The 24,821-nt window shown below is 71.8% G+C and carries 26 protein-coding genes and 1 pseudogene; 15 read left to right on the top strand and 12 right to left on the bottom strand.

Annotation, left to right across the window (positions count from 1 at the left end; all coding sequences use genetic code 11):
- A pseudogene (locus AOJ26_RS19825) lies at nucleotides 1–583 on the top strand (serine/threonine protein kinase); the annotation flags it as partial.
- A gap of 42 nt (nucleotides 584–625) precedes the next feature.
- Here the strand turns inward: AOJ26_RS19825 and AOJ26_RS19820 are convergent.
- On the bottom strand, nucleotides 626–2,053 hold the full coding sequence (locus AOJ26_RS19820) for a serine hydrolase domain-containing protein (protein ID WP_053849655.1): 1,428 nt from the start codon (nucleotides 2,051–2,053) through the stop codon (nucleotides 626–628).
- An 87-nt stretch (nucleotides 2,054–2,140) separates the two neighbouring features.
- Here AOJ26_RS19820 and AOJ26_RS19815 point away from each other — a divergent pair, with 87 nt between their 5' ends.
- The 4 genes from AOJ26_RS19815 (at nucleotide 2,141) to AOJ26_RS19800 (ending at nucleotide 5,576) form a co-directional block, all read left to right on the top strand.
- Nucleotides 2,141–3,112 carry an LLM class F420-dependent oxidoreductase gene (locus tag AOJ26_RS19815; RefSeq protein WP_053849654.1) on the top strand — a complete coding sequence of 324 codons (972 nt, stop codon included), beginning with the start codon at nucleotides 2,141–2,143 and terminating at the stop codon, nucleotides 3,110–3,112.
- A 94-nt stretch (nucleotides 3,113–3,206) separates the two neighbouring features.
- The gene (locus tag AOJ26_RS19810; RefSeq protein ID WP_053849653.1) at nucleotides 3,207–4,274 is read left to right on the top strand and encodes a hypothetical protein; all 1,068 of its coding nucleotides are present in this window, start codon (nucleotides 3,207–3,209) and stop codon (nucleotides 4,272–4,274) included.
- A 60-nt stretch (nucleotides 4,275–4,334) separates the two neighbouring features.
- Nucleotides 4,335–4,772 carry an SsgA family sporulation/cell division regulator gene (locus AOJ26_RS19805; RefSeq protein ID WP_053849652.1) on the top strand — a complete coding sequence of 146 codons (438 nt, stop codon included), beginning with the start codon at nucleotides 4,335–4,337 and terminating at the stop codon, nucleotides 4,770–4,772.
- Between the two features lie 111 nt (nucleotides 4,773–4,883).
- On the top strand, nucleotides 4,884–5,576 hold the full coding sequence (locus AOJ26_RS19800) for a DUF2238 domain-containing protein (RefSeq protein ID WP_053849651.1): 693 nt from the start codon (nucleotides 4,884–4,886) through the stop codon (nucleotides 5,574–5,576).
- On the opposite strand, the gene AOJ26_RS19795 is transcribed toward AOJ26_RS19800, so the two are convergent.
- Nucleotides 5,497–5,982: a DUF6328 family protein gene (locus AOJ26_RS19795; RefSeq protein WP_053849650.1), complete on the bottom strand. Its 486-nt coding sequence runs from the start codon at nucleotides 5,980–5,982 to the stop codon at nucleotides 5,497–5,499. The two genes, AOJ26_RS19800 and AOJ26_RS19795, sit on opposite strands and share 80 nt — an antisense overlap.
- A gap of 82 nt (nucleotides 5,983–6,064) precedes the next feature.
- On the bottom strand, nucleotides 6,065–7,048 hold the full coding sequence (locus AOJ26_RS19790; protein ID WP_053849649.1) for an aldo/keto reductase: 984 nt from the start codon (nucleotides 7,046–7,048) through the stop codon (nucleotides 6,065–6,067).
- Nucleotides 7,049–7,199: 151 nt separating this feature from the next.
- Here AOJ26_RS19790 and AOJ26_RS19785 point away from each other — a divergent pair, with 151 nt between their 5' ends.
- Nucleotides 7,200–8,897: a cholesterol oxidase substrate-binding domain-containing protein gene (locus AOJ26_RS19785; protein WP_053849648.1), complete on the top strand. Its 1,698-nt coding sequence runs from the start codon at nucleotides 7,200–7,202 to the stop codon at nucleotides 8,895–8,897.
- Nucleotides 8,898–8,901: 4 nt separating this feature from the next.
- On the opposite strand, the gene AOJ26_RS19780 is transcribed toward AOJ26_RS19785, so the two are convergent.
- The 3 genes from AOJ26_RS19780 to AOJ26_RS19770 all read right to left on the bottom strand — a co-directional run bounded on the left by AOJ26_RS19780 (nucleotide 8,902) and on the right by AOJ26_RS19770 (nucleotide 12,281).
- A complete protein-coding gene (locus AOJ26_RS19780) occupies nucleotides 8,902–9,492 on the bottom strand; it encodes a TetR family transcriptional regulator (protein ID WP_053849647.1) in 591 nt (196 codons plus the stop codon).
- The gene (locus tag AOJ26_RS19775) at nucleotides 9,489–10,967 is read right to left on the bottom strand and encodes an MFS transporter (protein WP_053849646.1); all 1,479 of its coding nucleotides are present in this window, start codon (nucleotides 10,965–10,967) and stop codon (nucleotides 9,489–9,491) included. The genes AOJ26_RS19780 and AOJ26_RS19775 overlap by 4 nt, the downstream gene beginning before the upstream one ends.
- A 96-nt stretch (nucleotides 10,968–11,063) precedes the next feature.
- Entirely contained in the window at nucleotides 11,064–12,281 is a 1,218-nt protein-coding gene (locus tag AOJ26_RS19770) for an FAD-dependent monooxygenase (RefSeq protein ID WP_053849645.1), read from the bottom strand.
- 333 nt (nucleotides 12,282–12,614) lie between these two features.
- On the opposite strand from AOJ26_RS19770, the gene melC1 reads away from it, so the two are divergent.
- The 3 genes from melC1 (at nucleotide 12,615) to AOJ26_RS19755 (ending at nucleotide 14,351) form a co-directional block, all read left to right on the top strand.
- A complete protein-coding gene (gene melC1, locus AOJ26_RS19765; RefSeq protein ID WP_053849644.1) occupies nucleotides 12,615–12,959 on the top strand; it encodes an apotyrosinase chaperone MelC1 in 345 nt (114 codons plus the stop codon).
- Between the two features lie 32 nt (nucleotides 12,960–12,991).
- Nucleotides 12,992–13,816, top strand: coding sequence for a tyrosinase MelC2 (gene melC2, locus AOJ26_RS19760; protein ID WP_053849643.1), 825 nt, complete (start codon nucleotides 12,992–12,994; stop codon nucleotides 13,814–13,816).
- Nucleotides 13,817–13,898: 82 nt separating this feature from the next.
- Nucleotides 13,899–14,351, top strand: coding sequence for an SRPBCC family protein (locus AOJ26_RS19755; protein ID WP_053849642.1), 453 nt, complete (start codon nucleotides 13,899–13,901; stop codon nucleotides 14,349–14,351).
- 16 nt (nucleotides 14,352–14,367) lie between these two features.
- Here AOJ26_RS19755 and AOJ26_RS19750 read toward each other — a convergent pair whose 3' ends face one another.
- Together AOJ26_RS19750 and AOJ26_RS19745 are read right to left on the bottom strand one after the other, a co-directional pair.
- The gene (locus AOJ26_RS19750; protein WP_053849641.1) at nucleotides 14,368–15,066 is read right to left on the bottom strand and encodes a ribonuclease H family protein; all 699 of its coding nucleotides are present in this window, start codon (nucleotides 15,064–15,066) and stop codon (nucleotides 14,368–14,370) included.
- 153 nt (nucleotides 15,067–15,219) lie between these two features.
- Nucleotides 15,220–16,020, bottom strand: coding sequence for a VOC family protein (locus AOJ26_RS19745; protein ID WP_053849640.1), 801 nt, complete (start codon nucleotides 16,018–16,020; stop codon nucleotides 15,220–15,222).
- 528 nt (nucleotides 16,021–16,548) lie between these two features.
- On the opposite strand from AOJ26_RS19745, the gene AOJ26_RS19740 reads away from it, so the two are divergent.
- On the top strand, nucleotides 16,549–17,469 hold the full coding sequence (locus AOJ26_RS19740; protein ID WP_053849639.1) for a hypothetical protein: 921 nt from the start codon (nucleotides 16,549–16,551) through the stop codon (nucleotides 17,467–17,469).
- A 3-nt stretch (nucleotides 17,470–17,472) separates the two neighbouring features.
- Here the strand turns inward: AOJ26_RS19740 and AOJ26_RS19735 are convergent, their stop codons facing one another.
- Nucleotides 17,473–17,955: a VOC family protein gene (locus tag AOJ26_RS19735; RefSeq protein ID WP_053849638.1), complete on the bottom strand. Its 483-nt coding sequence runs from the start codon at nucleotides 17,953–17,955 to the stop codon at nucleotides 17,473–17,475.
- Nucleotides 17,956–18,076: 121 nt separating this feature from the next.
- On the opposite strand from AOJ26_RS19735, the gene AOJ26_RS19730 reads away from it, so the two are divergent.
- The 3 genes from AOJ26_RS19730 (at nucleotide 18,077) to AOJ26_RS19720 (ending at nucleotide 20,623) form a co-directional block, all read left to right on the top strand.
- Nucleotides 18,077–19,273, top strand: a complete 1,197-nt coding sequence (locus tag AOJ26_RS19730) for an epoxide hydrolase family protein (RefSeq protein ID WP_053849637.1) — start codon at nucleotides 18,077–18,079, stop codon at nucleotides 19,271–19,273.
- A gap of 122 nt (nucleotides 19,274–19,395) precedes the next feature.
- Nucleotides 19,396–20,019 (top strand): ClpP family protease, encoded by a 624-nt coding sequence (locus AOJ26_RS19725; protein ID WP_053849636.1) that lies wholly within the window; start codon nucleotides 19,396–19,398, stop codon nucleotides 20,017–20,019.
- Nucleotide 20,020: 1 nt separating this feature from the next.
- Nucleotides 20,021–20,623, top strand: coding sequence for a ClpP family protease (locus tag AOJ26_RS19720; protein ID WP_053849635.1), 603 nt, complete (start codon nucleotides 20,021–20,023; stop codon nucleotides 20,621–20,623).
- A 17-nt stretch (nucleotides 20,624–20,640) separates the two neighbouring features.
- Here the strand turns inward: AOJ26_RS19720 and AOJ26_RS45080 are convergent, their stop codons facing one another.
- A complete protein-coding gene (locus tag AOJ26_RS45080) occupies nucleotides 20,641–21,060 on the bottom strand; it encodes a helix-turn-helix domain-containing protein (RefSeq protein ID WP_053849634.1) in 420 nt (139 codons plus the stop codon).
- 88 nt (nucleotides 21,061–21,148) lie between these two features.
- Between AOJ26_RS45080 and AOJ26_RS19710 the strand changes: the two genes are divergently transcribed.
- Both AOJ26_RS19710 and AOJ26_RS19705 read left to right on the top strand, forming a co-directional pair.
- Nucleotides 21,149–21,928, top strand: coding sequence for a class I SAM-dependent methyltransferase (locus tag AOJ26_RS19710; protein WP_053849656.1), 780 nt, complete (start codon nucleotides 21,149–21,151; stop codon nucleotides 21,926–21,928).
- A gap of 218 nt (nucleotides 21,929–22,146) precedes the next feature.
- Entirely contained in the window at nucleotides 22,147–23,043 is an 897-nt protein-coding gene (locus AOJ26_RS19705) for an RNA polymerase sigma factor SigF (RefSeq protein WP_053849633.1), read from the top strand.
- 116 nt (nucleotides 23,044–23,159) lie between these two features.
- Here AOJ26_RS19705 and AOJ26_RS19700 read toward each other — a convergent pair whose 3' ends face one another.
- Nucleotides 23,160–23,618, bottom strand: a complete 459-nt coding sequence (locus AOJ26_RS19700; RefSeq protein WP_053849632.1) for an ATP-binding protein — start codon at nucleotides 23,616–23,618, stop codon at nucleotides 23,160–23,162.
- Nucleotides 23,619–23,705: 87 nt separating this feature from the next.
- Nucleotides 23,706–24,821, bottom strand: a 1,116-nt coding sequence (locus tag AOJ26_RS19695) for a DUF6777 domain-containing protein (protein ID WP_234358614.1), incomplete at its 5' end; no start/stop codon positions are given.

Here is a 24,821-nt window from a genome sequence, read left to right as displayed (position 1 = left end):
CTCCCTGTCGGTGACCGCGTCCGGGGGCCGCACCGACGAGAGCTCCGCCCCGGCCGCGTCCCCGACGCCCACTCCGACCCCCAGCAGGACGGCCACCCCGACCGCGGGCACGGGGCCGGCGCCCGGATTCCGCACGTACCGCTCCCCCGAGGGCTTCTCCCTCGCCCTCCCCGAGGGCTGGAAGCCGCTGGAGACCTCGCGCCAGGCCGATCTGGCGTACCGCGTCACCTTCGGCGCCCCCGGAGACCCGCGCACCCTCGCCGTCACCTACAGCGAGGCCGTCGGAACGGACCCCGTGGCCGTGTGGCGCGACGACGTGGAACCGAGGCTGCGGAACGACCACGGCTACGAGCGGCTCGGTGACATCCGCGCCACCACCTACCAGGGCCGCCCGGCCGCCGACATGCAGTGGGTCGAGGACGTCGACGGCACCCGGGTGCGCACCTTCGGCCGCGGCTTCCTGATCGGCGGGGGCCGCGGCTACTCGCTGCGCTGGACGACCCCGGCGGCGGACTGGAACGACGACGCGAACCAGAAGGCCCTGGACACCTTCCTGAACACTTTCCGGGCGCCGTCGCACTGAGCGCGCCCGAGATCTGGGCGGGTCCTCCGACCGGGCGCTTTCTCAGGCCGGGCGCGGTGCCCGCATCCGGCGCAGCGGGCCGGCGTGCAGCGGCTGGGTGCGCCAGCGCGCGGTGAACGTCCGGTCCGCGAGCGAGCACGTCACGAGCAGGTGGTGCGGGGTCTCCAGGAACGCCACGTCGACGGCGAGGGTCTCCGCGTCGGTCCAGCCGCCGCTCACCGCGACGGGCACGGGCTCGTCGGTGACCGTCCAGCCGCCCTTCCCCGCGTCGAGCCCCAGTTCCAGCCGGTCGCCGTCGTCGACGAGGGTCACACGGCCGCCCGGGTCCACCTCGACCGCGGTCAGGGTCGGCCGGTCGGCGCACGTGCCGCCGTGCGGGGCGAAGACGGTGTCCCAGTCGTCCGCCCGGCCGACGGGGGCGGGCTTTCCCTCGGCCGGCGGCAGGGCGAGTCGTGCCAGCCGCTCGGCCAGGGCCGCGTCCGCCGCCTCGCCGCCGGGCAGGGGGCCGGCGGAGAGGGCGGGCAGCAGATGCTCCCAGACCAGGTCCAGGACCCTCTGCATGTCCTCGGTCTGCGAGGTGATCGCGAGCACCGCGTCCTGCTCGGGCAGCACCACGCAGAACTGCCCGTAGGCCCCGTCCCCGCGGTAGCCGTGCCGGGCCATCCAGAACTGGAAGCCGTAGCCCTGGTGCCAGTCCGGCCAGCCGCCCTCCGGCGCTGGCTCGTGCGCGATCTGGACCCGCGTCGCCTCGGCCACCCACGACTCGGGCAGCAGCCGCTCGCCCTGCCACACCCCGCCCCGGAGGTACAGCTCGCCGAGCCGGGCGACCGCGTCGGTCGTGGCGTGCAGCCCGCTGAAGCCGAGCTCGCGGCCCCGCCGGTCGGCGATCCAGGCCGCCTCTCCGATGCCGAGCGGTTCGAAAAGCCGGGGCCGCAGGTACTCGGTGAGTTTTCGGCCCGTGACCCGCTGGACGATCGCGGCGAGGGTGTAGGTGGCGGGCTGGTTGTAGGCGAAGACGGTGCCCGGGTCCCGGTCGGGCGGGACCAGCAGGAAGCCACGGACGAGCTCGTCGCGGTCCTGTGCGCGCGCCCGGTCCAGGGTCTCCTCCGCGTGACCGCTGGCCATGGACGCCACATGCCGTACGAGCATGGCGCGGCTGCGCGGGTCGGTGACGTCGGCCTCGAACTCCGGGAAGTAGGAGATCACCGGGTCGTCCAGCCGGATCAGCCCCTCGGCGACGGCGAACCCGGCGGCCGTGGCCGTGAAGCTCTTGCTGAGCGAGTAGAGGAGCTGGGGCCGGTCAGCGGCGTACGGCGCCCACCAGCCCGAGGTCACGACCCGGCCGTGGCGCAGCAGCACCAGGCTGTGCGGTTCGATGCGCGGGTCGGCTTCGAGGGCGTCGAGGAAGGCCTGGATGCCGGCGGCGTCGACGCCCTGGGCGGCGGGGGTGCTCAGGGGAAGGGAACTCATGGGCGCATCCTCCCCCGTGCGGCGGCCTTGATCGAGAGGGCCCCGGAAGTCCGTTTTCCCCTCCGGCCACCGGGGGACTCGGGCCCCATGGTGCAGATCGGATACACGATGATGACCGAGCAGGCGGGCCCCCGTGAACTGGTGGGCCATGTGGTGCGGGCCGAGGAGGTGGGCTACGACTTCTCCGTGACCTCGGACCACTACTTCCCGTGGCTGCGGACGCAGGGGCATTCGCCCTACGCGTGGAGCGTGCTCGGGGCCGCCGCCCAGGCGACCTCGCGCATCCCGCTGATGACGTACGTGACCTGTCCCTCCTTCCGCTACCACCCGGCGGTGGTGGCGCAGAAGGCGGCCACCATGCAGCTCCTCTCGGAGGGCCGGTTCCGGCTGGGGCTGGGGTCCGGCGAGAACCTCAACGAGCACGTGGTGGGCGGCGGCTGGCCCTCGGCCGACGTGCGGCACGAGATGCTGGAAGAGGCGGTGGAGATCATCCGCGCGCTGTTCCGGGGCGGTCATGTGAACCATCGCGGGACCCACTTCGACGTGGAGTCGGCCCGGCTGTGGGACCTGCCGGACGAGCCGCCGCAGATCGGTCTGGCCGTCTCCGGCGAGCAGTCGTGCGCCCTGGCCGGCCGCCTCGCGGACCTCGTCATCGCCACGGAGCCGAAGGCGGGCCTCCTCGACGCGTTCGACCGCAACGGCGGCGAGGGCAAGCCGAGGGTGGGCCAGCTCCCCGTCTGCTACGACTCCGACCGGGACACCGCGGTCAAGCGGGCCCACTCCCAGTTCCGCTGGTTCGGCAACGGCTGGAAGGTCAACTCGGAGCTGCCGCACCCGGATTCCTTCGAGTCGGCCACGCAGTTCGTCACCCCCGACGACGTGGCGGCGTCGATTCCGTGCGGTGACGACCCCGACGCCTTCGTCGAGGCCGTACGGCCGTACGCGGAAGCCGGGTTCACCGAGGTCGCGCTGGTGCAGATCGGCGGCGAGTCCCAGCACGAGTTCCTGGACTGGTCGGAGAAGACGCTGCTGCCCGCGCTGCGCGACGCGTTCGCCTGAGCGGCCGGGCTGCCGAGGCGGTCCCCTGGGGTGGAATAGGCTTTCCGACTCGCACGTCGTGCGGTCCGAACGAGCCTGACCAGGAGAGACACCCGTGACCCTAGCGATCGACCCGTCCGAGGCGTCGGCCCCTGTCTCCTCCGGAACACCGGAGGAGGCGTCCCCCGCGCCCCTGAGTGACCTCGTCGCGCGGGACGCCCGCGAGTTCGGGGTCTACGCGCGGACCGGCGGATGGGCCTTCGGCCTGATGGTGGCGCGCAGCGTGCGGCCCGGCGGCCAGAGCGCGGACGAGACGCCGAAGGTGTCCGCGAAGGAGTTCGCCGAGCTCGCCGGCTGCTCGCCCGAGCGCGTGATGCGCTACTACAAGGCCTGGGACCGGGCCGCCGACGACGGCATGGTCCCGCACTTCGAGGCGCTGGCGCCGGGCCAGGAGGTGGAGCTGCCGGACGCGGACGTGTGGCTCAGCTACTACGTCTCCCGCAGCAGCGCCTCCTCCGAGCGCGGCACCGCCATCGCCGAGGCCGCGGAGGCCGAGGGCATCCGGCCGACGAAGGCGCTGGAGGTCGCCGAGAACCCGACCGCGCTGCGCGCCGCCATCCTCGCCGACCCCTCCACCGCCCGGGCCGCGCGCAGCGCGCTGCTCGACCGGATCAAGGAGGACCCCGAGCTCCAGGCCTCGCTGGCCCGGGACGTGGTGCGCACCGACGATCTGAAGAAGGCCGTGGCCACCGAGAGCAGGGCGGCCGACCGGATCGGGTACGTCCGGCAGATCGCCGAGTCCGGGCAGGTGAAGACGCCGGCCGGGCAGACCATCGAGGCCCCCGTGGACCTGCGCCAGGAGGCCGAGCGGCACCTGTCCCTCCTGGAGGAGCTGGAGGAGGACGAGGACACCGGCGAGTGGGCGGCCGAGGCGTTCGACACGATGAAGTCCCTCGTCGCCGAGGCCGTGGAGGCCGATCCCGAACTCCGGGTCCAGGAGCGGCGGACGAAGTTCTACAACAGCCTCCAGAGAGCCACCAAGGTGTTCGAGGAGCTGACCTTCGACGACGCCCAGGACTTCTACGAGGACGACATGGTCCAGCAGCTGGAGGAACTCCAGCAGGCCATCGCCTCATGCATCACGGCTCTGCGCACCGCGAAGGGGAATCACCCGGACGGCTGAGCATCTTGGCCGTGGAAGGGGTACTAGAGGGCTCTACGTCGTTTTCCCGGAGGCCCCCAGGTGAACCCCTTCGTCCACAGAACCGCGCACAAGACCCTCGTCGTGCAGCTGCAGGCGGGCGGTACGGGCCGGTGCCCCGTGCTCGCCCACCTGGGGTACGACGCCGCGGACCCGTTCGCCGTCACCGCGGTGTTCAGCCACGACGGGCGGGTGCTGGCGCGGTGGCGGCTGGACCGGGAGATGCTCGCCGAGGGTCTGCGCGGCCCGGTCGGGATCGGTGACGTGCGGCTCAGTCCCGTCTCGACGGGTGTCTGGGAGGAACTGCGCATGGAGTTCTTCGGCGAGGCCCGTCCGGACGGGGGCCGCCATCACGCCGTGGTCTTCGCGTGGGCCCCGGCGCTGGCGTCCTTCCTGCGCGAGACCCGCGAGATCGTGCCGCCGGGGCAGGAGGAGGTCAGGGTGGACGACTTCCTGGCCTCGGTCATCGCGGGCGGCTGAGACAAGTGGCGGGTGCGCACGTCGGGTACGCACGCGGCCTGAGTAGCCGTACTCATGCCGTGGTCGTCCCCGTGCCCCGACGATGGGGGCTCCTACGACGAGGAGCTCCTCATGACCGCTGTGCGCCGGCCCCTGCCGGTCCTGCTCGCCTGGGCCGTGCCGGCCGCGCTGGCCCTGTCCGCCTGGGGTCCGCGCGACCGCACCACCTGGTTCCTGGAGACGGTGTGGGTCATGGTCGGACTGCCGCTGATCGTCCTGACGTGGCGCCGCTTCCCGCTGACCGACCTGCTGTGCTGTTTGCTGGCGGTGCACGCGCTGGTGCTGATCGTGGGCGGCCACTACACCTACGCGCAGGTCCCGCTGGGCGACTGGGCGCGGGACACGTTCGGGCTCGACCGCAATCCCTACGACCGTCTCGGCCACCTCATGCAGGGCTTCGTGCCGGCGGTCCTCGTACGGGAGCTGCTCGTCCGTACCTCGCCGCTGCGGGGCAGCCGCTGGCTGGCGCCGCTGACGGTGTGCGCCTGCCTGGCCTTCAGTGCCGTCTTCGAGATGCTGGAGTGGGCGGCCGCGGTGACCGGCGGTCAGGCGGCGGACGCCTTCCTGGCCACGCAGGGCGATGTGTGGGACACCCAGTGGGACATGTTCTGCGCGCTGATCGGCGCCACGGTGTCCGTGCTCGTGCTGGGCCGCGCGCACGACCGGCAACTGGAGGGCCTGCGCGTCACTTCGTCGTGTAGCGGCGCCGCGTCCACAGGGGCACGCCGAACCAGCACGTCAGGTACCAGGCCACTACTCCCGTGACCAGCCAGGGCACCCAGTCGTCGTGGGTCGCGACCCGCAGGATCAGCAGCAGGGCGCAGGTCATCGTCGTCAGCAGCAGGACCAGCCCGACGAAGGTCAGCCGGGAGGCGATCCGCACGGCCTGGGGTTTGATGCGCCGCCCGGAGACCAGGCGGTGCAGGGAGACCGGCCCGATCAGGGCTCCGGTGGCGCAGGAGCCGAGGACGACGGTCACGATGTAGATGACCTGGTCGGTGTCGGTCAGATGGGTGTACCTCGGGGTGAACACCACGGTGAGCAGGAAGCCGAAAAGAATCTGCACACCCGTCTGCGCGACCCGTATCTCCTGGATGAGTTCGCCCCACATGCGGTCCGCGCGCTCGTCCTCGGTCTCGTCGCGGCCCGTCCGTCTCACCGTGTCGACCATGCCGTACGTGTATCCGGTGACTGATCGTTCAAACAGCTCGGCTCCGGGACCGGCGAGCGGCCGCTCCCGAAGCCGGGCGGGGTCACCAGCGGTTCTCCACCTGGTCCTTGATGCGACGGTCGTAGAGGTCGCGGACGGCCGCGAGAGTCTCCTGGGACAGCGGCGGCAGCTTCGCGGCGGCCGCGTTGGCGCGGGCCTGCTCGGGATTGCGGGCGCCGGGGATGACGGTGGTGACGCCGGGCTGCTCGATGATCCAGCGCAGGGCGAGCTGGGCCGGGGTGTACCCCTCGGGCGTCAGGGCGGTGAACTCGGCGGCGGCCTCGACGCCGGTGGTGTAGTCGACGCCGGAGAAGGTCTCGCCGACGTCGAAGGCCTCGCCGTGCCGGTTGTAGGCGCGGTGGTCGTTCTCCGGGAAGACCGTGTCCTTGGTGTACTTGCCGGACAGCAGGCCCGAGGCGAGCGGGACGCGGGCGATGATGCCGACGCCGGCCTCCCGGGCGGCGGGCAGCACCTCGCGCAGCGGCTTCATGCGGAAGGCGTTGAGGATGATCTGCACGCTCGCCACTCCCGGCCGGGCGATGGCGGTCAGCGCCTCCTCGCAGGTCTCGACGCTGACGCCGTAGTGGGCGATGCGCTCCTCCTCGACCAGGGTGTCGAGGGCGTCGAAGACCTCGTCGGTGGAGTACACGGGCGTCGGCGGGCAGTGCAGCTGGACCAGGTCGATGCGGTCGACGCCGAGGTTGCGACGGGAACGGTCGTTCCAGGCGCGGAAGTTGTCGAGGACGTAGTTCTCGGGGATCTGGTCGACGCGGCGGCCCATCTTCGTCGCGACCAGCACATGCAGGTCGGGCCTGCTGCCGAGGAAGGTGGCGATGGTCTGCTCGCTGCGTCCGTCGCCGTACACGTCCGCCGTGTCGAAGAAGGTGACCCCCGACTCGGCGGCCGCCTCCAGCACCGCGAGGGCTTCCTTGTCGTCGACGTCCCCCCAGTCGGCCCCCAGCTGCCAGGTGCCGAGTCCGACGACGGATGCGTGTTGCTGCGACCTGCCGAATGTGCGCTCGTCCATGGCGTCAGTCTGTCATCTGTCGCCGGCCTGCGCGGAACGAGGTGCTCCGGGGCGGGACCTGTGAATTGTTCACTCACACGGGTGACACGCCGCCACGAGGGACATGCACGTGTCAACGTCCGCCTAGCGTGACCCCGTGACTGATCGTTCCGTGCGCAACCACCCGCAGGACCAGCCGTCCTGGACCCGTCGCGGCTTCCTCGCGAGCGCCGCCGCCCTCGCCGCCGTTCCGATTCTGCTGCCGGCCGATCCCGCGGCCGCGGCCGAGGAGCTGCCCGGCTTCCCGGCGGGCGTGGCCCTGCGCCGTTCGGCGTACCGGAACTGGGTCGGCGAGATCACCGCCGACGGGCTGTGGGCCTGTACGCCGACCGGCCCGGACCAGGTGGTCGAGGTTGTCAACTGGGCCTGGCGGCACGGCTGGCGGGTCCGCGCGCGGGGCTCCTCGCACGGCTGGTCACCCCTCACCGTGACCGAGGGCACCGCCTCGGACGCGCCCGTCCTGCTCGTCGACACCGCCTCCCACCTCACCGGCCTGTCCCTGGACTCCGCCTCCGCCGTGCGGGCCGGCACCGGTGTCACGCTGGAGGCCCTGCTCACCTATCTGGAGGAGCACGGTCTCGGGGTCACCGCCGCGCCCGCGCCCGGCGACCTCACGCTGGGCGGTGCCCTGGCGATCGACGCACACGGCACCGCCGTGCCGGCCGACGGGGAGCAGCGGCAGCCGGGACAGACGTACGGCTCGCTGAGCAATCGCATCCTGTCGCTGACAGCGGTGGTGTGGGACGAGGAGAGCGGGGCGTACGCGCTGCGCACCTTCAGCCGCGCCGAGGCCGACAGCGCGGCCCTGCTCGCCCATCTCGGGCGCGCCTTCGTCACCGAGGTCGTGCTGCGGGTGGGCGCGAACAGCAATCTGCGCTGTGTGAGCCGGGTCGACATCCCGGCGGCGGAGCTCTTCGCCGCGCCCGGCGGGGGCGGGCGGACCTTCGCGAGCTTCCTGGACAAGGCCGGGCGGGTCGAGGCGATCTGGTTCGCCTACACGGAGTTCCCGTGGCTGAAGGTGTGGAGCGTGGCGCCGACCAGGCCGCTGACCTCGCGGCGCGTGACGTCGCCGTACAACTACCCCTTCTCCGACAACGTGCCGACCGTGGTGGCGGACCTGGCCGGGCGGATGGTGTCGGACGCGGCCTGGTACCTGGCTCCGGTGCTGGGGAACGCACAGCTCGACGTGGCGACCGTCGGGCTCACGGCGACGCTGTCGGCTGACATCTGGGGGCCGTCCAAGAACACGCTGCTCTACATCAGGCCGACCACGCTGCGGGTGACCGCGAACGGGTACGCGGTCCTGACCGGCCGGGACCAGGTGCAGCGGGTGGTCTCCGAGTTCACGGACTTCTACCGGGAGCGGCTGGCCGCCTACACCGCCCAGGGGAAGTTCCCGGTCAACGGGACGGTGGAGATCAGGGTGACCGGGCTCGACGATCCGGCGGAGGCCGAGCTGGACGGGGCTCGGGCCCCACTGCTGTCGGCGCTGCGGGCGGACCGGGCGCGTCCCGAGTGGGACACGGCGGTGTGGCTGGACATCCTGACGCTGCCGGGGACCCCGCACGCGGAGGCCTTCCTGCGGGAGGTCGAGCAGTTCCTGTTCGAGGGCTGGGAGGGGACGCGCGTCGAGTGGTCCAAGGGCTGGGCCTACACCGAGGACGACGTGTGGGCGGACGACGAGGTGCTGGGGACGACGATCCCCGGGTCGTTCGGTGAGGCGGTGTGGGGGCAGGCGGCGGGCGTGCTGGACCGGCTCGACCCGCACGGCGTGTTCGGCAACGCCTTCCTGGACCGGCTGTTCCGCTAGGCCGTCAGGGCCGAGGCGTCAGGTGGGCCTGCACCGTGGGGGCGTAGCGGTCCACGAGGTCGTCCACTGCTGTCGCCCGCAGCTCGGTGCCCCGGGCGATGCCGTACATCACGCCCAGGCCGAGGAGGGTGCCCACCGCCAGTTCGGCGCGCAGGCCGGCGTCGGGGCCCGGCAGCCGCTCCGCTAGGCGGTCGACCACCTGGGTGCGGAAGTTGACGCGCAGGATGTCACCGTGCTCGCCCTGGACGGGGGCGAAGGCGATCCGGAGCAGGGGGTCGGCGCCGCGCTCGATCTGCCCGGTGAGGACATGGCGGACCATGTGGCGGCCCAGTTCGTCCAGGGGAGCGTCGAGCAGGGCCGTCGCGTCCGACTCGAAGGACATCACGCGCGCGAGGAGGGCGTCCTTGTTGCCGAAGTACTTCACGATCAACGGCGGGCTGACTCCGGCCCGTTCGCCGACCGCCTTGAGGGTGATGTCGGCGTGGGGAGTGCGGGCCAGGAGGTGGCGCGCCGCTTTGAGGATGGCGGCCCGGGTCGCCTCGGCGTCACGGCGGGCGGGTGCGGCGGCGGGGGGCGTGGTGCTCACGGCACTCATGCTCCCTCCATCGCCCCGTCCCGCGCGCCCCGGGTGCCGCCGCCGGCCCGGCGGGTGCCCTCGGGCGTGGCGTCGCCGGGGATGGTGAGGGCCGCCGCGCAGGCCGCGAGGGCGACCGCGCCGGCCATGGCGAAGGCCAGCAGGTAGCCGTGCAGGGTGGGCACGGGCGCGCCGCCGACCAGGCTGGTGTGGTGGACCAGCACCGCTGCGACCGCCGCGCTGGAGGTGGCCTGGCCGATGGTGCGCATCAGGACGTTGACGCCGTTGGCGGAGGCGGTCTGGTCGGCCGGGACGGCACGCAGGATCAGGGTGGGCAGGGCCGAGTAGGCGAGGGTGGTGCCGGTGGACACCACGGTCGCGCCGAGGACGACCATCCACAGGTCGCGGCTGTCCGCGATGCGCAGCGCGTAGCCGCACGCGATGACCGCGGCGCCGAGGGCGAGCGTGACGCGCGGGCCGCGGGAGGCGGAGATCCGGGCGGAGAGCGGGGAGAACAGCAGCATGGTGACGCCGCCGGGCAGCAGGCACAGGCCGGTGGCCACGATCGACAGGCCGAGTCCGTAGCCGGTGGCCTTCGGTGCCTGGACGAGCTGGGCCGTCACCAGGGAGTTGGCGTAGAACGCGAAGCCGGTGAGCAGGGCGGCCACATGGGACAGGCCCACCCTCGGCCGGGTGACGAGCCGCAGGTCGACCAAGGGCTGCTCGGTGCGCAGTTGGCGCCACCACCACAGGGCCAGGACGCTGACGGACACCAGGAAGAGGCCGAGGACGCGGGGGCTGTCCCAGCCCCACTGGCCGCCCTGGGAGACCCCGAGCAGCAGGCTTACCAGGCCGACGGCCAGTCCCAGGGCGCCCGAGACGTCGAAGCGGCCCGGCCGGCGTACCGGGGACTCGCGGACCGCCCACGACACGGCCGCGACGCCGAGGGCGCCGAGGGCGCTGGTCATCCAGAACATGGTGTGCCAGTCGGCGTACTGGACGACCATGGCAGCGAGCGGCAGGCCGAGCGCGGCGCCGATACCGACCGTGGAACTCATCATCGCGACCGCGGATCCCCGGCGCTCGGGCGGCAGTTCGTCGCGCAGGATGCTGATCGACAGCGGCACCACGGAGGCGGCGGCGCCCTGGAGGGCGCGGGCCGCGATGAGCACGGTGATGTCGGACGACAGGGCGCACATCACCGAGCCGGCCGTCATCAGCACCAGGGACGCCGTCAGCACCTTGCGCTTGCCGTACATGTCGCCGGCGCGGCCGAGCACCGGGGTGAGGACCGCTCCGGCCAGCAGGGTCGCGGTGACCATCCAGGAGACGGCGCCCGCGGAGGAGTGCGTCAGCCGGGGCAGGTCCGGCAGCAGCGGGACGACCACGGTCTGCATGACGGCCATGAGCATGCCGCACATCGCCAGCGTCGGCACGGTGAGCCGGGCCCGAAGGCCGCTTCCGCGGGGCGGGGATATCGGGCCCTGCTGGTCCATCGGCGCTCCGGATGCGACAAGGAAGACGGCGGGTGAATGGCAATTCACTCTAGCGGTGAATCGCCATTCACCCAACCTTTTCCAGGTTGCTGCGGCTTACTTGCGGGAGGCCAGCTCCCGGCCTTGCACCCCGCGCGCGACCTTCGGTCCGAGCCAGCGCTTGAGCCGGCGCAGCGCCTCCAGCTGTCCGGCGGCCCGGTCGATCCGGTAGTAGAGCTGGGGCGGGATGTGCGGCAGCAGCGGTGAGTGCCGCTGGCCGAGCAGGGCGAACATCTGCTCCGGGGGCAGGTCGATGTAGCGGGGCAGGTTCTCGTACCACTGGGCGCTGTAGCGGGCCGCGCTCTGGGCGGCGAGCAGCTCCGACTTGCGCTGCCGCTCGTAACGGCCGAGGGCCACCGGTAGCTCGCCGTGCGCCCGGAGGGCGTCGGCCAGGGCGATGGCGTCCTCCAGCGCGAGGGTGGTGCCGGCGCCGATGGAGTAGTGGGTGGTGTGGGCGGCGTCACCGAGGAGGACGAGGTTGTCGCGGTGCCAGGTGCGGTTGGTGAGGGTGCGGAAGTTCAGCCACTGGGCGCTGCCCGAGCCGGTGGAGCGGCCGATCAGCGGGTGGCCGTCGAGAATGCCGGCGAACAGCTTCTCCAGCAGGGCGAGTCCGTCGGCCTCTTTGGCGGTGTCGAGGCCGAGGCCGGTCCAGGTCGGGGGTGCGCACTCGACGACGACGGTGCTGCGTTCCGGACTGAAGGCGTAGCCGTAGCACCAGATCCAGCCGTGGCCGGTCTCGACGAAGGCGAAGGTGAAGGAGTCGAAGACCTTGCTGGTGCCGAGCCAGATGTAGTGGTTGCGGCCGTCTTCGGTCCGGGCACCGAAGTGGTCCGCCCACCCGGTGCGCAGGGTGCTGCGCACGCCGTCGCCGGCCACCACGAGGTCGGCCGCGGGGACGTTCCCGTGGGTGATCTCGTGCTCGTACTCCAGCCGGACGCCCAGGGAGCGGGCGCGGGCGGCGAGGATCTCCAGCAGGCGGTGCCGGCCGATGCCGAAGCCCTGGTCGCTGGGGCGCCGGGTGACCAGGTCGCGCACCCGGGCCTCGCCCTGGTTCCAGGTGACGGAGGCTTCCTCGATCGCGCGGGCCGACTCGGGGTCGTGCGCGTGGAGCTTGTCGAGCAGTCCGCGCCAGTAGGTGACGCCCCAGCCGTAGGTCGAACCCTCCGGGTCGCGTTCGTGGACCGTGATGTCGTGAGACGGGTCCTGCCGTTTCAGCAGGATCGAGAGATACAGGCCGGCGGGCCCGCCGCCGACGCAGGCGACCTTCACACGCACCCCTAGGAATTACCCAAAGCGGTCAATTGGCAACGCAGGGTAGCAGTCGGCGGAGACGGCCCCGCGTGTCGCTTCCCGCCACTTTCCTGGGGTGAGCAGGGCCACTGCCAGGGGGTTCACCCGAAAAGGATCATCGGATCGACCGCCCGCGAGAGGAGGAATTCCTCCGTCCGGGTACCGGAAAGCCCTCTCCACAGCAAGATCATCTTCGTTCAACTCTGTACGACATGTAGGTAATTGTCTGGATCACAGCCAACCGGTCGTGAGCGATTTCTCCCGCTCTCACCAGGGCCGATAGGCATGCGGAGTCCGTCAACTCAGGAGGAACACCGCATGCCGGAACTCACCCGCCGTACCGCGCTCACCGCGACCGCCGCCCTCGCCGCGGCGACCGTCGCCGCCCCGCGCGCGTCCGCCGAGGAGCACCACCACGACTCACCCGACTCCTTCGACGAGGTCTACAAGGGACGCCGGATACAGGGCCGGTCCACAGGGGGCCACCACGGGGGCTACCGGGTGACGGTCGACGGCGTGGAACTGCACCTGATGCGCAACGCCGACGGCACCTGGATCAGCGTCGTCAGCCACTACGACCCGGTGCCCACCCCGCGCGCCGCCGCGCGGGCCGCCGTCGACGAGCTCCAGGGCGCACGGCTGCTGCCGTTCCCCGCCAACTGACCGCCCCGCACGCCTCTTTGGAGCATCCGCACATGACCGTCCGCAAGAACCAGGCCACCCTGACCGCCGACGAGAAGCGGCGGTTCGTCGCCGCCGTCCTGGAGCTGAAGCGCAGCGGCCGCTACGACGCGTTCGTCACCACGCACAACGGCTTCATCATGTCCGACACCGACAACGGCGCGCGCACCGGCCACCGTTCGCCCTCCTTCCTGCCCTGGCACCGCAGATTCCTGCTCGACTTCGAGCGCGCCCTCCAGTCGGTGGACCCCTCGGTCACGCTCCCCTACTGGGACTGGAGCACCGACCGCTCCCCGCGCGCCTCGCTGTGGGGCCCCGACTTCCTCGGCGGCACCGGGCGCAGCCGGGACGGGCGGGTGATGGACGGCCCGTTCGCCGCGGACACCGGCAACTGGCCGATCAACGTGCGGGTCGACGGCCGCACCTATCTGCGGCGCGCGCTCGGCGGCGGCGTACGCGAGTTGCCGACGCCGGGCGAGGTGGAGTCGGTGCTGTCCATGGCGACGTACGACATGGCCCCCTGGAACAGCGCGTCGGACGGCTTCCGCAACCATCTGGAGGGCTGGCGCGGGGTCAACCTGCACAACCGGGTCCATGTCTGGGTGGGCGGACAGATGGCGACCGGGGTCTCCCCCAACGACCCGGTGTTCTGGCTCCACCACGCCTACGTGGACAAGCTGTGGGCCCGGTGGCAGCGGCGGCATCCGGACTCCCGGTACCTCCCGGCGGCCGGCACCCCCGATGTCGTCGACCTCGACGAGACCATGCGGCCGTGGAACGACGTACGGCCCTCGGACCTGCTGGACCACACCCCCCACTACACCTTCGACACCGCATAGGAGTCGGGATGCGGCGGTTTGCCCTCCGGATGACGCGGTACCCGCGCCGCACACACCGAGAAGACCAAGGAGGGATTCACCCGTGTCGCAGGTCGAGGAATCCATCGAGGTCGGCGTGCCGGTGCACACCGCCTACAACCAGTGGACGCAGTTCGAGACGTTCCCCGAGTTCATGAGCGGGGTCGAGCGCATCGAACAGCGCACCGACACGCTCACGCACTGGGTGACCAACGTCAACGGGGTGCACAGGGAGTTCGACGCGGAGATCACCGAGCAGATCCCGGACGAGCGGGTGGCGTGGACCACCATCGCCGGCGAGGCCAAGCAGGCCGGTGCGGTGACCTTCCACCGGCTCGACGACAGCCACACCAAGGTGATGCTCCAGATGGACTTCCATCCGGACAGCATCACCGAGAAGGTGGGCGACAAGCTCGGGTTCGTGAAGCGGCAGACCAAGGGTGACCTGGAGCGCTTCAAGACGTTCATCGAGGAGCGCGGTCAGGAGACCGGGGAGTGGCGCGGGGCGGTCCTCTGACCGGCGCGCCCCGGCGCTATCCGACCGCTTCCGTACGGCATTCCGGGTGCCCCCAGCCCTGGGCGTTCTTGGCGATGGGCTCGCCCGCCGCGTAGGAACGTCCGCACAGACACCGGCCGGGGAACTTGGCCTTGATCGTGCGAGAAGCCGAACCACCGCTCCGCTTGGGCGACTTCGCCCGGGCGGGGCGGTCGTTCTTTTTCGGGGTGTCCGGCGACGGCGGCGGCTCGGGGGAGCCCAGTTCGCTGCTCGCGGGCTCCTGGACGATCGCCGCCTGGCTGGCCGCCCGGTCGGCGAAGTCGTTGAGCGGGTCGCCGTCGACCTGGTGGGCGGGGACGTAGCGGAACTCGACCGTGCGCCCGTCGAGCAGTTCGTCGATCCGCACCACGAGGTCCTGGTTGGCGACCGGCTTGCCCGCGGAGGTCTTCCAGCCGTTGCGCTTCCAGCCCGGCAGCCAGGTGGTGACGGCCTTCATCGCGTACTGGGAGTCCATCCGGATCTCCAGCGGCACGTCCGGGTCGGTCGCGGCGAGCAGCCGCTCCAGCGCGGTGAGTTCGGCGACGTTGTTGGTGGCCCGGCCGAGCGGGCCGGCCTCCCAGCGGTCCGGCGTCTCCGAGTCGTCCGCGATGACCCAGGCCCAGGCCGCGGGCCCCGGATTTCCCTTCGAAGCCCCGTCGCACGCGGCCACCAGTCGTTCCTGCATGCGCTCGATCATGCCATGTGCGGCAGGGCGCCCGTTCACCCCACCGCGACGACGGCGGCCACCGTCCTGATCAGGGTGGGGTGCGCAAATCCACCTCGGCGGCGGCCGTGATGCGCCCGCGTTCGCGCACCGCACGGCCGTGGCGGTCACGGCCGTGCCCACCGGCTAGGGCACGTCGGAGATCTGCGGCATCTCGCCCCGGGTCGTCGTCATGTCGATGACCGAGAAGTTCGCGCCCTGCGGGTCGCTGAGCGCCGCGAACCGGCCGAACGGGGAGTCCATCGGCCCGAACCGCAGGACGGCGCCCAGCTTGGTGGCGCGGGCCACGGCGCCGTCGCAGTCGTCGACGGAGAAGTAGACGTTGATGTACGCCGGCACCTCGGGCGGGAAGTCGTCGGTCATCCTCATGCGGCCGAGAACGGTGTCGTCACCGAGGTTGAACATGCGGAAGTCCATGGCGTCGTCCTGCATCTGCCGGACGCTGTAGCCGAACACGGCGGGGAAGAACGCGTCGGACTTCTCGGGTTCGCGGGTGTAGACCTCGGCCCAGCAGTACGCGCCGGGCTGCTGGGGCGGCGCCTCGAAGCCCTCGTGGGTGCCGCCCTGCCACACGCCGAAGACGACACCGCTCGGGTCGCGCGCCAGGCACATCGTGCCGAAGTCGCCGACCTGCATCGGCTCCATGAGCACCTCGCCGCCGCGCTCGCGGATCCGGCCCGCGGTGGCGGCCGCGTCCGGCGAGGCGAGGTACAGGCACCACTGCGACTGGCCCTCCTGCCCCGGCATCGGCGGCACGACGGCGGCGACTGCCTTGCCGTCCGCGTAGGCCTGCGTGTAGTTGCCGTACTCCGACGACGCGTCGCCGAAGGTCCAGCCGAGGACTTCGCCGTAGAAGCTCTTGGCCCCCTCGACGTCGCTGAACATCGCATCGGCCCAGCAGGGGGTTCCCTCAGGTTGTACGGCCATGATCGCGGCCTTTCCCGAATCGGTGGTCGGTCCGTCTCCTCACGCTAGTCACGGGTCCGTCCGACCGCGCGCCGAACGGACGATTCACCTTCAGACAGGACAGAAGGGGCGCTCACCGAGGGAGGCCGGGGTGACGCTGCGCAAGGAGGCCCAGCGCTTGGTGGTCGGTTCGCACCCGTCCGGTGCGCCGTGCACCGTGCGCCCTTCGGCCGCCGCAGCCGCACCGAGGTGGAGCTCACGGGCGGGCGGGAGCGGTGAGGTGCTGTGCGACCTCGGGCTGCCCGACATCGACGGCTGCACCGTCGCACGCCGGGCGGCTCCGGCTCATCGCGGTCGCCGGCATCAGCCAGGGCACCGACCCGGGCGGCCGGGTTCGACGTCCGTCCGGCCGAGCCGCTGTCGCCCGGCCGGGCTGACGGAGGTCGTGGAGCGGTGGGACGGCGACTGGACCGTGCCGCGCGTCTTCCCCCCTGGACTCCGCTGTGCTTGCCTGGGGACCGTTTTCGGCGACCGGGGCGGGAGTCGCGCATGCGGACACCGTGGATCGTGGGATTACTGACCGCAGTGCTGCTGCTCGGCGCCTGCGGCGACCCCTCGGACGGGCCGGAGTCGGCGCCCCCGACGCCGGACGTCCCCCGCGTGGCCACCACGCACCAGCGCGCCCCGTCCTCCCCGGACGCCTCCCCGGACGTCTCCGCGGCCGTCGTCGCCCCGCGCGTGCTGTACCTGGGCGACTCGCTCGCCGTGGAGGCCCAGCGGGTCCTCGGCCAGGAGCTGCGCCGGGAACTGCGGGCGACGTACACGAGCGCGCCGTACCCGGGGACCACGCCGTGCGACTACCTGGAGGGCACCGGGAAGAAGTCGCTGGTGCCCGACCGGGACAAGGCGGCCGCGCTGGTCCGGGCGCTGCACCCGGACGTCGTGGTGCTGCAGTTCTGGGGCAACGCCTGGGTCTACACGTGGTGCATGGACGGGATCAGCCACGCCGCTTCCCCGCGGAAGTACTTCAGCAGGTACCGGGCGGACCTGAGGAGGCTGACCGGTCAGATCGCCGCGGCGGGCGGTGAGCGGCGGCCCCGGATCGTGTGGGTGGCCCAGGGCCCGGACCCGATCACCCCCGACCGGGTCCGGCGGGTGAACGAGCTGTACGCCGGGCAGGCGGCCGCCTCGGGCGACGTCGTCGCCGACGCGGGCGCGACGGTGGCCCCCTCCGGAGCCCGCTACACCTGGGCGCAGTACCTGCCGTGCACCTCCTACGAGCACGAGCATCCCGACTACTGCACCCAGGCGGAGCGCGACCGCACCGCCCTGCACCTCGACAAGGACTACCTGCACTTCTGTCTGGCGCCCACGACGTCCAGGCCCAGGCCGTGCCCGGTCCGCTCCCCCGGTATCCTGCGGATGGCCCGCGAGGTCACGCGGGTGATCGGCCGGACGCCCGCCGGCTGACGCTCACTCGCCCGCGTACGCCTTCTCCAGGGCGGCCACGTCGAACTTGCTCATCGCCATGAACGCCTTGGTGACGCGGGCCGCCTTCTCCGGGTCCGGGTCGGCCACCATGTCGGCAAGCCCCTCGGGCACGACCTGCCACGACAGTCCGTAACGGTCCTTGAGCCAGCCGCAGGGGCCGGGCTCGCCGCCGTTCTCGGTGAGCTTGGTCCAGTAGTAGTCGATCTCCTCCTGGTCCGCGCAGAAGATCTGGAAGGAGACGGCTTCGGTGAACTTGAACTGCGGTCCGCCGTTGAGGGCGACGAAGTCCTGCCCGTTGGCCGTGAAGTCCACCGTCAGGACGGTCCCGGCGGGCTGCATCGCGCCCTCGGGATAGTGGGTGACCCTCCCGACCGTGGAGTCCTTGAAGACCGAGACGTAGAAGTGCGCGGCCTCCTCGGCCTGGCCGTCGAACCAGAGACACGTGGTGAAAGGCTTGCTCGCCATGGGGTCCTCCCGAAGTCGTGGTGCGGTCATCTCTGGGGACCGGTCCCCGGCGCGGAACTCATCGGTCGGGCGGCCGGTAAATCCATGTGGCTCGTACACCGGTGCGGCCTAGCATCCCCGCATGACGTCAACCGGCAGCATCACGCCCTTCCGCCTCGCCGTTCCGCAGAGCGACCTCGACGACCTGCACGACCGGCTCGACCGCACCCGGTGGCCCGACGACCTCTCGGCCACGGGCTGGGCGTACGGCGTGCCGGCCGCCTATCTGCGCGACCTCGCCCACCACTGGCGGCACTCCTACGACTGGCGGGCGGCCGAGGCCCGACTGAACGAGTGGCCGCAGTTCACGACCGTCATCGACGGCACGACCGTCCACTTCGCCCACGTCCGCTCCCCCGAGCCGGACGCCACGCCTCTGGTGATCACCCACGGCTGGCCGGGCTCGATCGTCGAGTTCCTGGACGTGGTGGGCCCGCTGACCGACCCGGCGGCCCACGGCGGCGACCGGGCCGACGCCTTCCACGTCGTCGTACCGAGCATCCCCGGTTTCGGGCTGTCCGGGCCTCCCGCCGACACCGGCTGGGAGGCGGGCCGGATCGCCGACGCGTGGGCCGAGCTGATGACCCGGCTCGGTTACGAGCGGTTCGGCGCGCAGGGCGGCGACTGGGGCTCGGCGATCTCCCGGGAGCTGGGCCGCGCCCACCCCGGGCGGGTCATCGGCGTCCACCTCAATCTGCTGCCGGGCGCGCAGGCCACCGAGGAGCCGACCGAGGAGGAACTCGCCGCGCTCGGACCCGGGGAGCGGGAACGCGCCCTGGAGTCCTGGCGCCGGTGGAGCGCCTGGTCGCGCGAGGGCACCGGGTACGCGGTCCTGCACTCCACCCGGCCGCAGACCCTCGCCTACGCGCTCACCGACTCGCCGGTCGGCCAACTCGCCTGGATCGTCGAGAAGTTCCAGGAGTGGGCGGACTCCGCCGAGCTGCCCGAGGAGGCCGTGGACCGGGACCGGCTGCTGACCAACGTGATGCTGTACTGGCTGACCGGGACCGCCGGTTCGGCCGCCCGGATCTACTACGAGCGGGCGCACGCCACCGACGGGAGGGCGGCCCGGCCCACCGAACCGTCGACCGCGCCGACCGCCCTCGCCGTCTTCCCGGCGGAGCTCCAGATCCCGCTGCGGCACAAGGCGGAGCGCACCGAGAACCTCGTGCGCTGGACCGAGTTCGAGCGGGGCGGCCACTTCGCGGCGATGGAGGAGCCGGACCTGCTGGTGGGCGACGTGCGGGCGTTCTTCCGGCAGCTGCGCGAGACGGGCTGAGCGCTCCCCGGGACCCGCGCTCTGCCGGTGGCGAATCTGCCACCGGCAGAGAAACCGTCTCGGGGTGTCGTCCGAGGTCAAGAGTGGAGCCGACGGCATCCCTACGACCACGAGGACCGCCCATGACTTCCATCCGGGCCGAGGACGGCGACACCCCTCCCACCCGCTTCGACGACCAACTGGCCGCCCAGCTCCTCGCCCAGCGCATCGTGCTGCTCGGCACCCAGGTCGACGAGGTCTCCGCCAACCGCGTCTGCTCCCAGCTGCTGGTCCTGTCCGCGGAGGACCCGCGCACCGACATCAGCCTGTACATCAACAGCCCGGGCGGTTCGGTGTACGCGGGCCTCGCCATCTACGACACGATGCGGCTGATCCCCAACGACGTGTCGACGCTCGCCATGGGCTTCGCGGCGAGCATGGGCCAGTTCCTGCTCTGCGGCGGCACGCCCGGCAAGCGCTACGCCCTGCCGAACGCGCGGATCATGATGCACCAGGGTTCCGCGGGCATCGGCGGCACCACCGCCGACATCCTGATCCAGGCCGAGAACCTGGACCACAGCAAGCAGACCATGGAACGCCTCCTCGCCGAGAACACCGGCCAGACACCGGAGACCATCGCCCGCGACGGCGACCGCGACCGCTGGTTCACGGCCGAGGAGGCCAGGGAGTACGGCATGGTGGACCGGGTCGTGGAGTCCCTCGCGGACGTCCGCCCGGCCGCCTCCAGGCGACGGATGGGGCTCTGACATGGCGAACTACACGATTCCGTACGTCACCGAGCGGACCGCGCACGGCGAACGGTCCTCCGACGTGTTCAGCCGCCTGCTCTCCGAGCGGATCATCTTCCTCGGCACCGAGATCGACGACGGGGTGGCCAACGTCGTGATCGCACAGCTCCTGCACCTGGAGTCGGCCGCGCCGGAGAACGAGATCTCGATCTACATCAACTCCCCCGGCGGCTCGTTCACCTCGCTGATGGCGATCTACGACACGATGACCTACGTGCAGGCGCCGATCTCCACGCTGTGCGTCGGGCAGGCGGCGTCCACCGCGGCCGTCCTGCTGGCCGGCGGGGATCCCGGGCGGCGGCTCGTGCTGGAGCACGCGCGCGTGCTGCTCGGTCAGCCCGCCTCCGGCGGCAGCCGCGGCGCGATCTCGGACCTCGCCCTCCAGGCCAAGGAGATGGTCCGCATCCGCTCCCAGGTCGAGGAGGTGCTGGCCCGCCACACCCACCACGACATCGCGACCCTGCGCGCCGACATGGACCGCGACAAGGTCTTCACCGCACAGGAGGCCGTGGAGTACGGGCTGGCCGACGAGGTGGTGAGCCGGCGCCTCGTGCGTGTCTGAGGCACCGGCCCGCCGGGTCAGGCCGCCAGGCACATCCCGTCGTACGACGATCCCGGCACCGCGCGGCGGCTGCGGGCGGAGTGCCGGGTGAGCTCGCCCTGGGCCAGGGAGAGCAGATCACCGAGGCCGAGGCCCAGGGCGTGGGCGGCGGCCGCGAGGACCTCCGAGGAGGCCTCCTTGCGGCCGCGCTCCACCTCGGAGAGGTAGGGCATCGAGATCCGGGCCGCGTCGGCCACGTCCTTGAGCGTGCGCTCCTGGGCGAGGCGCTCACGGCGCAGGACGTCCCCGACGAGGTCGCGCCACAGGGGTTCCCTGGCGGCGGGCTCCTTCGGCGGGGCGGTGGCGGGGCGTTCGGAGACCGGGCGGACGGACCCCGGGCGCGCGGACGGCGGGCGCAGCGGGATCACGCGGGCTTGGTTCGGCGCTTCGTTGCTCACCGGATCAGCCTAGGTTCCGTGGCCGCCAGGGGAAGGGGTAGGCATTCCGCCCTGGGTGGAATCGACGGCGGGCGAGGGTGGGGACGCGGTGCTGCGGGAGACGTTCAACGGGGCGGCGGAGCTGTACGACAGGGCACGTCCGGGCTATCCGCCCGCGCTGGTCGCGGAGCTGGCCCGGATGACGGGTCTCGGCCCGGACAGCCGCGTCCTGGAGGTGGGTCCGGGGACCGGACAGCTCACCCGTGACCTGGCCCGGTTCGGCTGTCACATCACCGCGGTGGAACTGGGGGACGCGATGGCCGCGGTGGCCCGGCGGCGGCTGGGCGCATTCCCCCACGTCGACGTGCGGACCGCCGAGTTCGAGGGCTGGCCGCTGCCCGAGGAACCCTTCGACGTGCTCGCCTGCGCCACCGCCTTCCACTGGATCGATCCGGCGGTCCGCGTGGAGAAGGCGGCGGACGCGCTCCGGGCCGGTGGACACCTGGCCGTCGTCGTCACCCACCACGTGGCGGGCGGCTCGACCGACTTCTTCGCCGAGGCCCAGGACTGCTACGAACGCTGGGATCCGGCCACACCACCCGGGCTGCGGCTGCGGCCGTCCTCCGAGATCGTCCCCGACACGGAGGAGTTCGAGAACTGCCTGCGCCTCGGTGACGTCCGGGTGACCCGCTTCGAGCAGGACATCACCCACACCGCCGACCAGTACATCGACGTACTCCTCACCTACTCGGGCCACCGGGCCCTCGACAGCACCCGTCGCGACGGCCTGCTGGCCTGTCTCAGGGATCTGATCGAGACACGTCACGGCGGCCGGGTCACCAAGCGCTACCTGCACGAACTGATCGTCGCCACCCGCGTCAGCCCCTGAAGACGACGATTTCTGGCCACAGGTCAACTTGGTGGGCATGCCTTGTCACTCCCCGGGTACGCGCAGGGCGAAGGGAGCTGCGGGCGGTGGATTCGGCCGGTGGCCCGGGGAGGCATATGTTGTCGAGAACCGGGTACACGGCAGGCCACATCTGCAGGACCCGAGACAACCCAGGCCGAAGAGGCAGACGTCGAGCCGTGACTTTCGTGGGAGAGGTAATGCATACCGCCGTCACCGCCGTGAACCGTTCGGAGGCACAGGTCGCCGAGCACGCCAGCGGGACCAGGACGGGTGGGACACCCCTGCCGGGAGTCGAGGAACCGCGGTCCGTCGCCCCGCGGGACGCACGGGAGCTGTCCCGCCAGTTCTTCCAGCGCCTCACCGAGCTCGAGGAGGGGACGCACGAGTACCAGTACGCGCGCAACACCCTCATTGAGATGAACATGTCGCTCGTGCGCTTCGCGGCCGGGAGGTTCCGGGGCCGCGGCGACGACATGGAGGACATCGTCCAGACCGGCATGATCGGTCTGATCAAGGCGATCGACCGGTTCGAGATCTCCCGTGAGGTCGAGTTCACGTCGTTCGCGCTGCCTTACATCGTCGGCGAGATCAAGCGTTTCTTCCGTGACACCACCTGGGCGGTGCACGTCCCGCGGCGCCTCCAGGAGCTGCGCGTCGAGCTGGCCAAGGCTCGCGAGGAACTCGCCAGCCGGCTGGACCGCGACCCGACGGTGGCCGAACTCGCCACCCTGATGAACATCTCCGAGAACGAGGTGATCGAGGCGCAGATCGCCTCGAACGGCTACAACTCCTCGTCCCTGGACGCCGCCCTCACCGGCGACGGCCCCGAGGGCGGCGAAGCGGTGCTCGCCGACTTCATCGGGGTGGAGGAGGAGGGTCTGCGGCTCGTCGAGGACTTCCAGTCGCTCGCCCCGCTGATGGCCGAGCTCAGCGAGCGCGACCGGCAGATCATCCACATGCGGTTCGTGGAGGAGGCCACCCAGTCGGAGATCGGTGAGCGCCTCGGCTGCTCGCAGATGCACGTGTCCCGGCTGATCAAGCGGATCATCACGCGGCTGCGCGAGGGCATGCTGGGCGAGCTGGGCTGCGCCTGACCCACACGGCCCGACACATACATACAGCGACAAAAAGCGGGTGCCGTCCTCGGACGGCACCCGCTTCATGACCGGACCAGTTCGGTCGGTGGGACCGAAGCGGCCAGGGCGAGCCCTCACTCCTTGGCGCCGAAGCCCAGCACGGCTCGCACCCGCTTGCCCACCGGCACCCGTTCCGCCGCCACCTCCCGGGCCAGCACGTGCACGATCTCCAGACCGTGCCGGCCGACGCGCTCGGGATCGCGCGGGAACCTGCGGGGCAGGGCCGCACTGCTGTCGTAGACGGTGACGACGACCTCGGCGTCGGTGCCCTCCAGCTCAAGGATGTACGGCCCGTTGCTGTGCCGGTCGGCGTTGGTGACGAGTTCGCTCACCACGAGGAGGACCTCCTCCTCGGCGCGACCGCCGATGTCGGCACACCACTCGGTTCGGAGCCTGCCGAGGAAGTCCGCGGCGAACGATCGCGCCTCGGCGATGCTCCCCGGCTCACCGGTGTAGTGCGCCGCCCGCCGCAAGGGCTCCACGGGCACGTCGAAACCAGTCGGTATCACTGCCCCGTCCAGGTGATCGATCATGCGTTTCTCTCTCGGAAGCCGGACTGGCCGGACGCTGCTGCACCAGTCCTCGTACCCCAAGTCGCGCGTCGCAGTCCAGGTGACGCGTCACACCGTCCAGGAGAGGGCGGCCCCGGACAGGGGCGCCGACTGCGTGGTGCTCGCCGTGGTGTCGGAGACGAGGGGCGGCTGCGGGGACGAGGAGTCGGGCGCACTGCTCTCACCTGGGGAATCGCTGCTGGGCGGCGGCGGTGGTGAGGGCGGGCTCGAGGGCGGCGAGGACGGGGCGATCAGGGCCGGTGCGCACGGACTCGACGATCCGGACGGTGCTCCGGACGAGGTGGAGACGCAGGGCTCCGGGGAGTTCGGGGACGACGGCGTGCTCGGCGTCGTCGGCGGGGACACGCTCACCGGCGGGGAGGGCTTGGCCGGCGGGTGGGTCTTGTGGTCCTTGCCGCCGGTGTCGCCGCGCTGCCGGGCGACCCAGTCGTGATGGTCGGGGTCGTAGAGCACGAAGACATCGATGACCGTCGTCGAGGGCGCGACCACGACCACGTTCGAGGGGTCGTACGACGGCCAGGAGTCGCCGGTGCGCTTCGGCGTGGTCTGCTGGGCGACCGGCGGGGTCAGCGGGTTGCCGCAGGCGCAGCGCGTTCGGGGCACTCCGCGGTCGTCGACGAGGACGGCGGTGCCGGCCTGGAGGACGGCCTGGTAGCTGGTGGCGGCGCCGTCGCGGTAGCCGTGGTTGGTGACGCGGGTGTCCATGCGCAACTGGACCGGGGTGAGCGAGCGCAGGAAGGCGGGGACCCCGGCCGGCCGGACACCGGCGACGGAGGCGAACACGCTGTTCTTCTCGGGGTCCGCCCGCAGGGCCTTGATCTGCTTCTCGACGTCGCAGCTGGAGGCGTTGCGGGTACCGCCGTAGAGGCCGGGAGCGGCGCCGTCCACACCGCGTACGGCGTTCGCCGGTTCGGAGGAGCCGGTCGGGGAGGCGGAGACCGGCGGCACCGAGTTGTCCTTCGCGGTCGACTCGGTGAAGGGCTCGGGGCCGGTCTTGGCGGCGGCCTGGAGGAAGACCTCGCCGTTGCCGCCGGTCGGCGTGGAGCCGCCGCCGGAGCGGGTGAACACGACCGCGAGGACCACGGCGACGACGACCGCGGCGGCGATCACCGCGACCCGGGGCGCCGACCTCCACCAGGGGCGGCGGGGTTCCGGCGGCGGCTC

The sequence above is a fragment of the Streptomyces sp. NRRL B-24085 genome (assembly GCF_001282115.1).
Taxonomy (GTDB): Bacteria; Actinomycetota; Actinomycetes; order Streptomycetales; family Streptomycetaceae; genus Streptomyces.
Note: the sequence above shows the minus strand (reverse complement) of the source record. Positions and strands in the feature narration are given on the sequence as shown.

Coding starts and splice junctions, on each gene's coding strand:
- melC1 (WP_053849644.1), top strand. CDS start 12,615: ATGCCGGAACTCACCCGCCGTACCGCGCTCACCGCGACCGCCGCCCTC.
- AOJ26_RS19700 (WP_053849632.1), bottom strand. CDS start 23,618: ATGATCGATCACCTGGACGGGGCAGTGATACCGACTGGTTTCGACGTG.
- AOJ26_RS19795 (WP_053849650.1), bottom strand. CDS start 5,982: ATGGTCGACACGGTGAGACGGACGGGCCGCGACGAGACCGAGGACGAG.
- AOJ26_RS19820 (WP_053849655.1), bottom strand. CDS start 2,053: ATGAGTTCCCTTCCCCTGAGCACCCCCGCCGCCCAGGGCGTCGACGCC.
- AOJ26_RS19745 (WP_053849640.1), bottom strand. CDS start 16,020: ATGGCCGTACAACCTGAGGGAACCCCCTGCTGGGCCGATGCGATGTTC.
- AOJ26_RS19800 (WP_053849651.1), top strand. CDS start 4,884: ATGACCGCTGTGCGCCGGCCCCTGCCGGTCCTGCTCGCCTGGGCCGTG.
- AOJ26_RS19780 (WP_053849647.1), bottom strand. CDS start 9,492: ATGAGTGCCGTGAGCACCACGCCCCCCGCCGCCGCACCCGCCCGCCGT.
- melC2 (WP_053849643.1), top strand. CDS start 12,992: ATGACCGTCCGCAAGAACCAGGCCACCCTGACCGCCGACGAGAAGCGG.
- AOJ26_RS19705 (WP_053849633.1), top strand. CDS start 22,147: ATGCATACCGCCGTCACCGCCGTGAACCGTTCGGAGGCACAGGTCGCC.
- AOJ26_RS19725 (WP_053849636.1), top strand. CDS start 19,396: ATGACTTCCATCCGGGCCGAGGACGGCGACACCCCTCCCACCCGCTTC.
- AOJ26_RS19740 (WP_053849639.1), top strand. CDS start 16,549: ATGCGGACACCGTGGATCGTGGGATTACTGACCGCAGTGCTGCTGCTC.
- AOJ26_RS19720 (WP_053849635.1), top strand. CDS start 20,021: ATGGCGAACTACACGATTCCGTACGTCACCGAGCGGACCGCGCACGGC.
- AOJ26_RS19775 (WP_053849646.1), bottom strand. CDS start 10,967: ATGGACCAGCAGGGCCCGATATCCCCGCCCCGCGGAAGCGGCCTTCGG.
- AOJ26_RS19750 (WP_053849641.1), bottom strand. CDS start 15,066: ATGATCGAGCGCATGCAGGAACGACTGGTGGCCGCGTGCGACGGGGCT.
- AOJ26_RS19790 (WP_053849649.1), bottom strand. CDS start 7,048: ATGGACGAGCGCACATTCGGCAGGTCGCAGCAACACGCATCCGTCGTC.
- AOJ26_RS19815 (WP_053849654.1), top strand. CDS start 2,141: ATGGTGCAGATCGGATACACGATGATGACCGAGCAGGCGGGCCCCCGT.
- AOJ26_RS19730 (WP_053849637.1), top strand. CDS start 18,077: ATGACGTCAACCGGCAGCATCACGCCCTTCCGCCTCGCCGTTCCGCAG.
- AOJ26_RS19735 (WP_053849638.1), bottom strand. CDS start 17,955: ATGGCGAGCAAGCCTTTCACCACGTGTCTCTGGTTCGACGGCCAGGCC.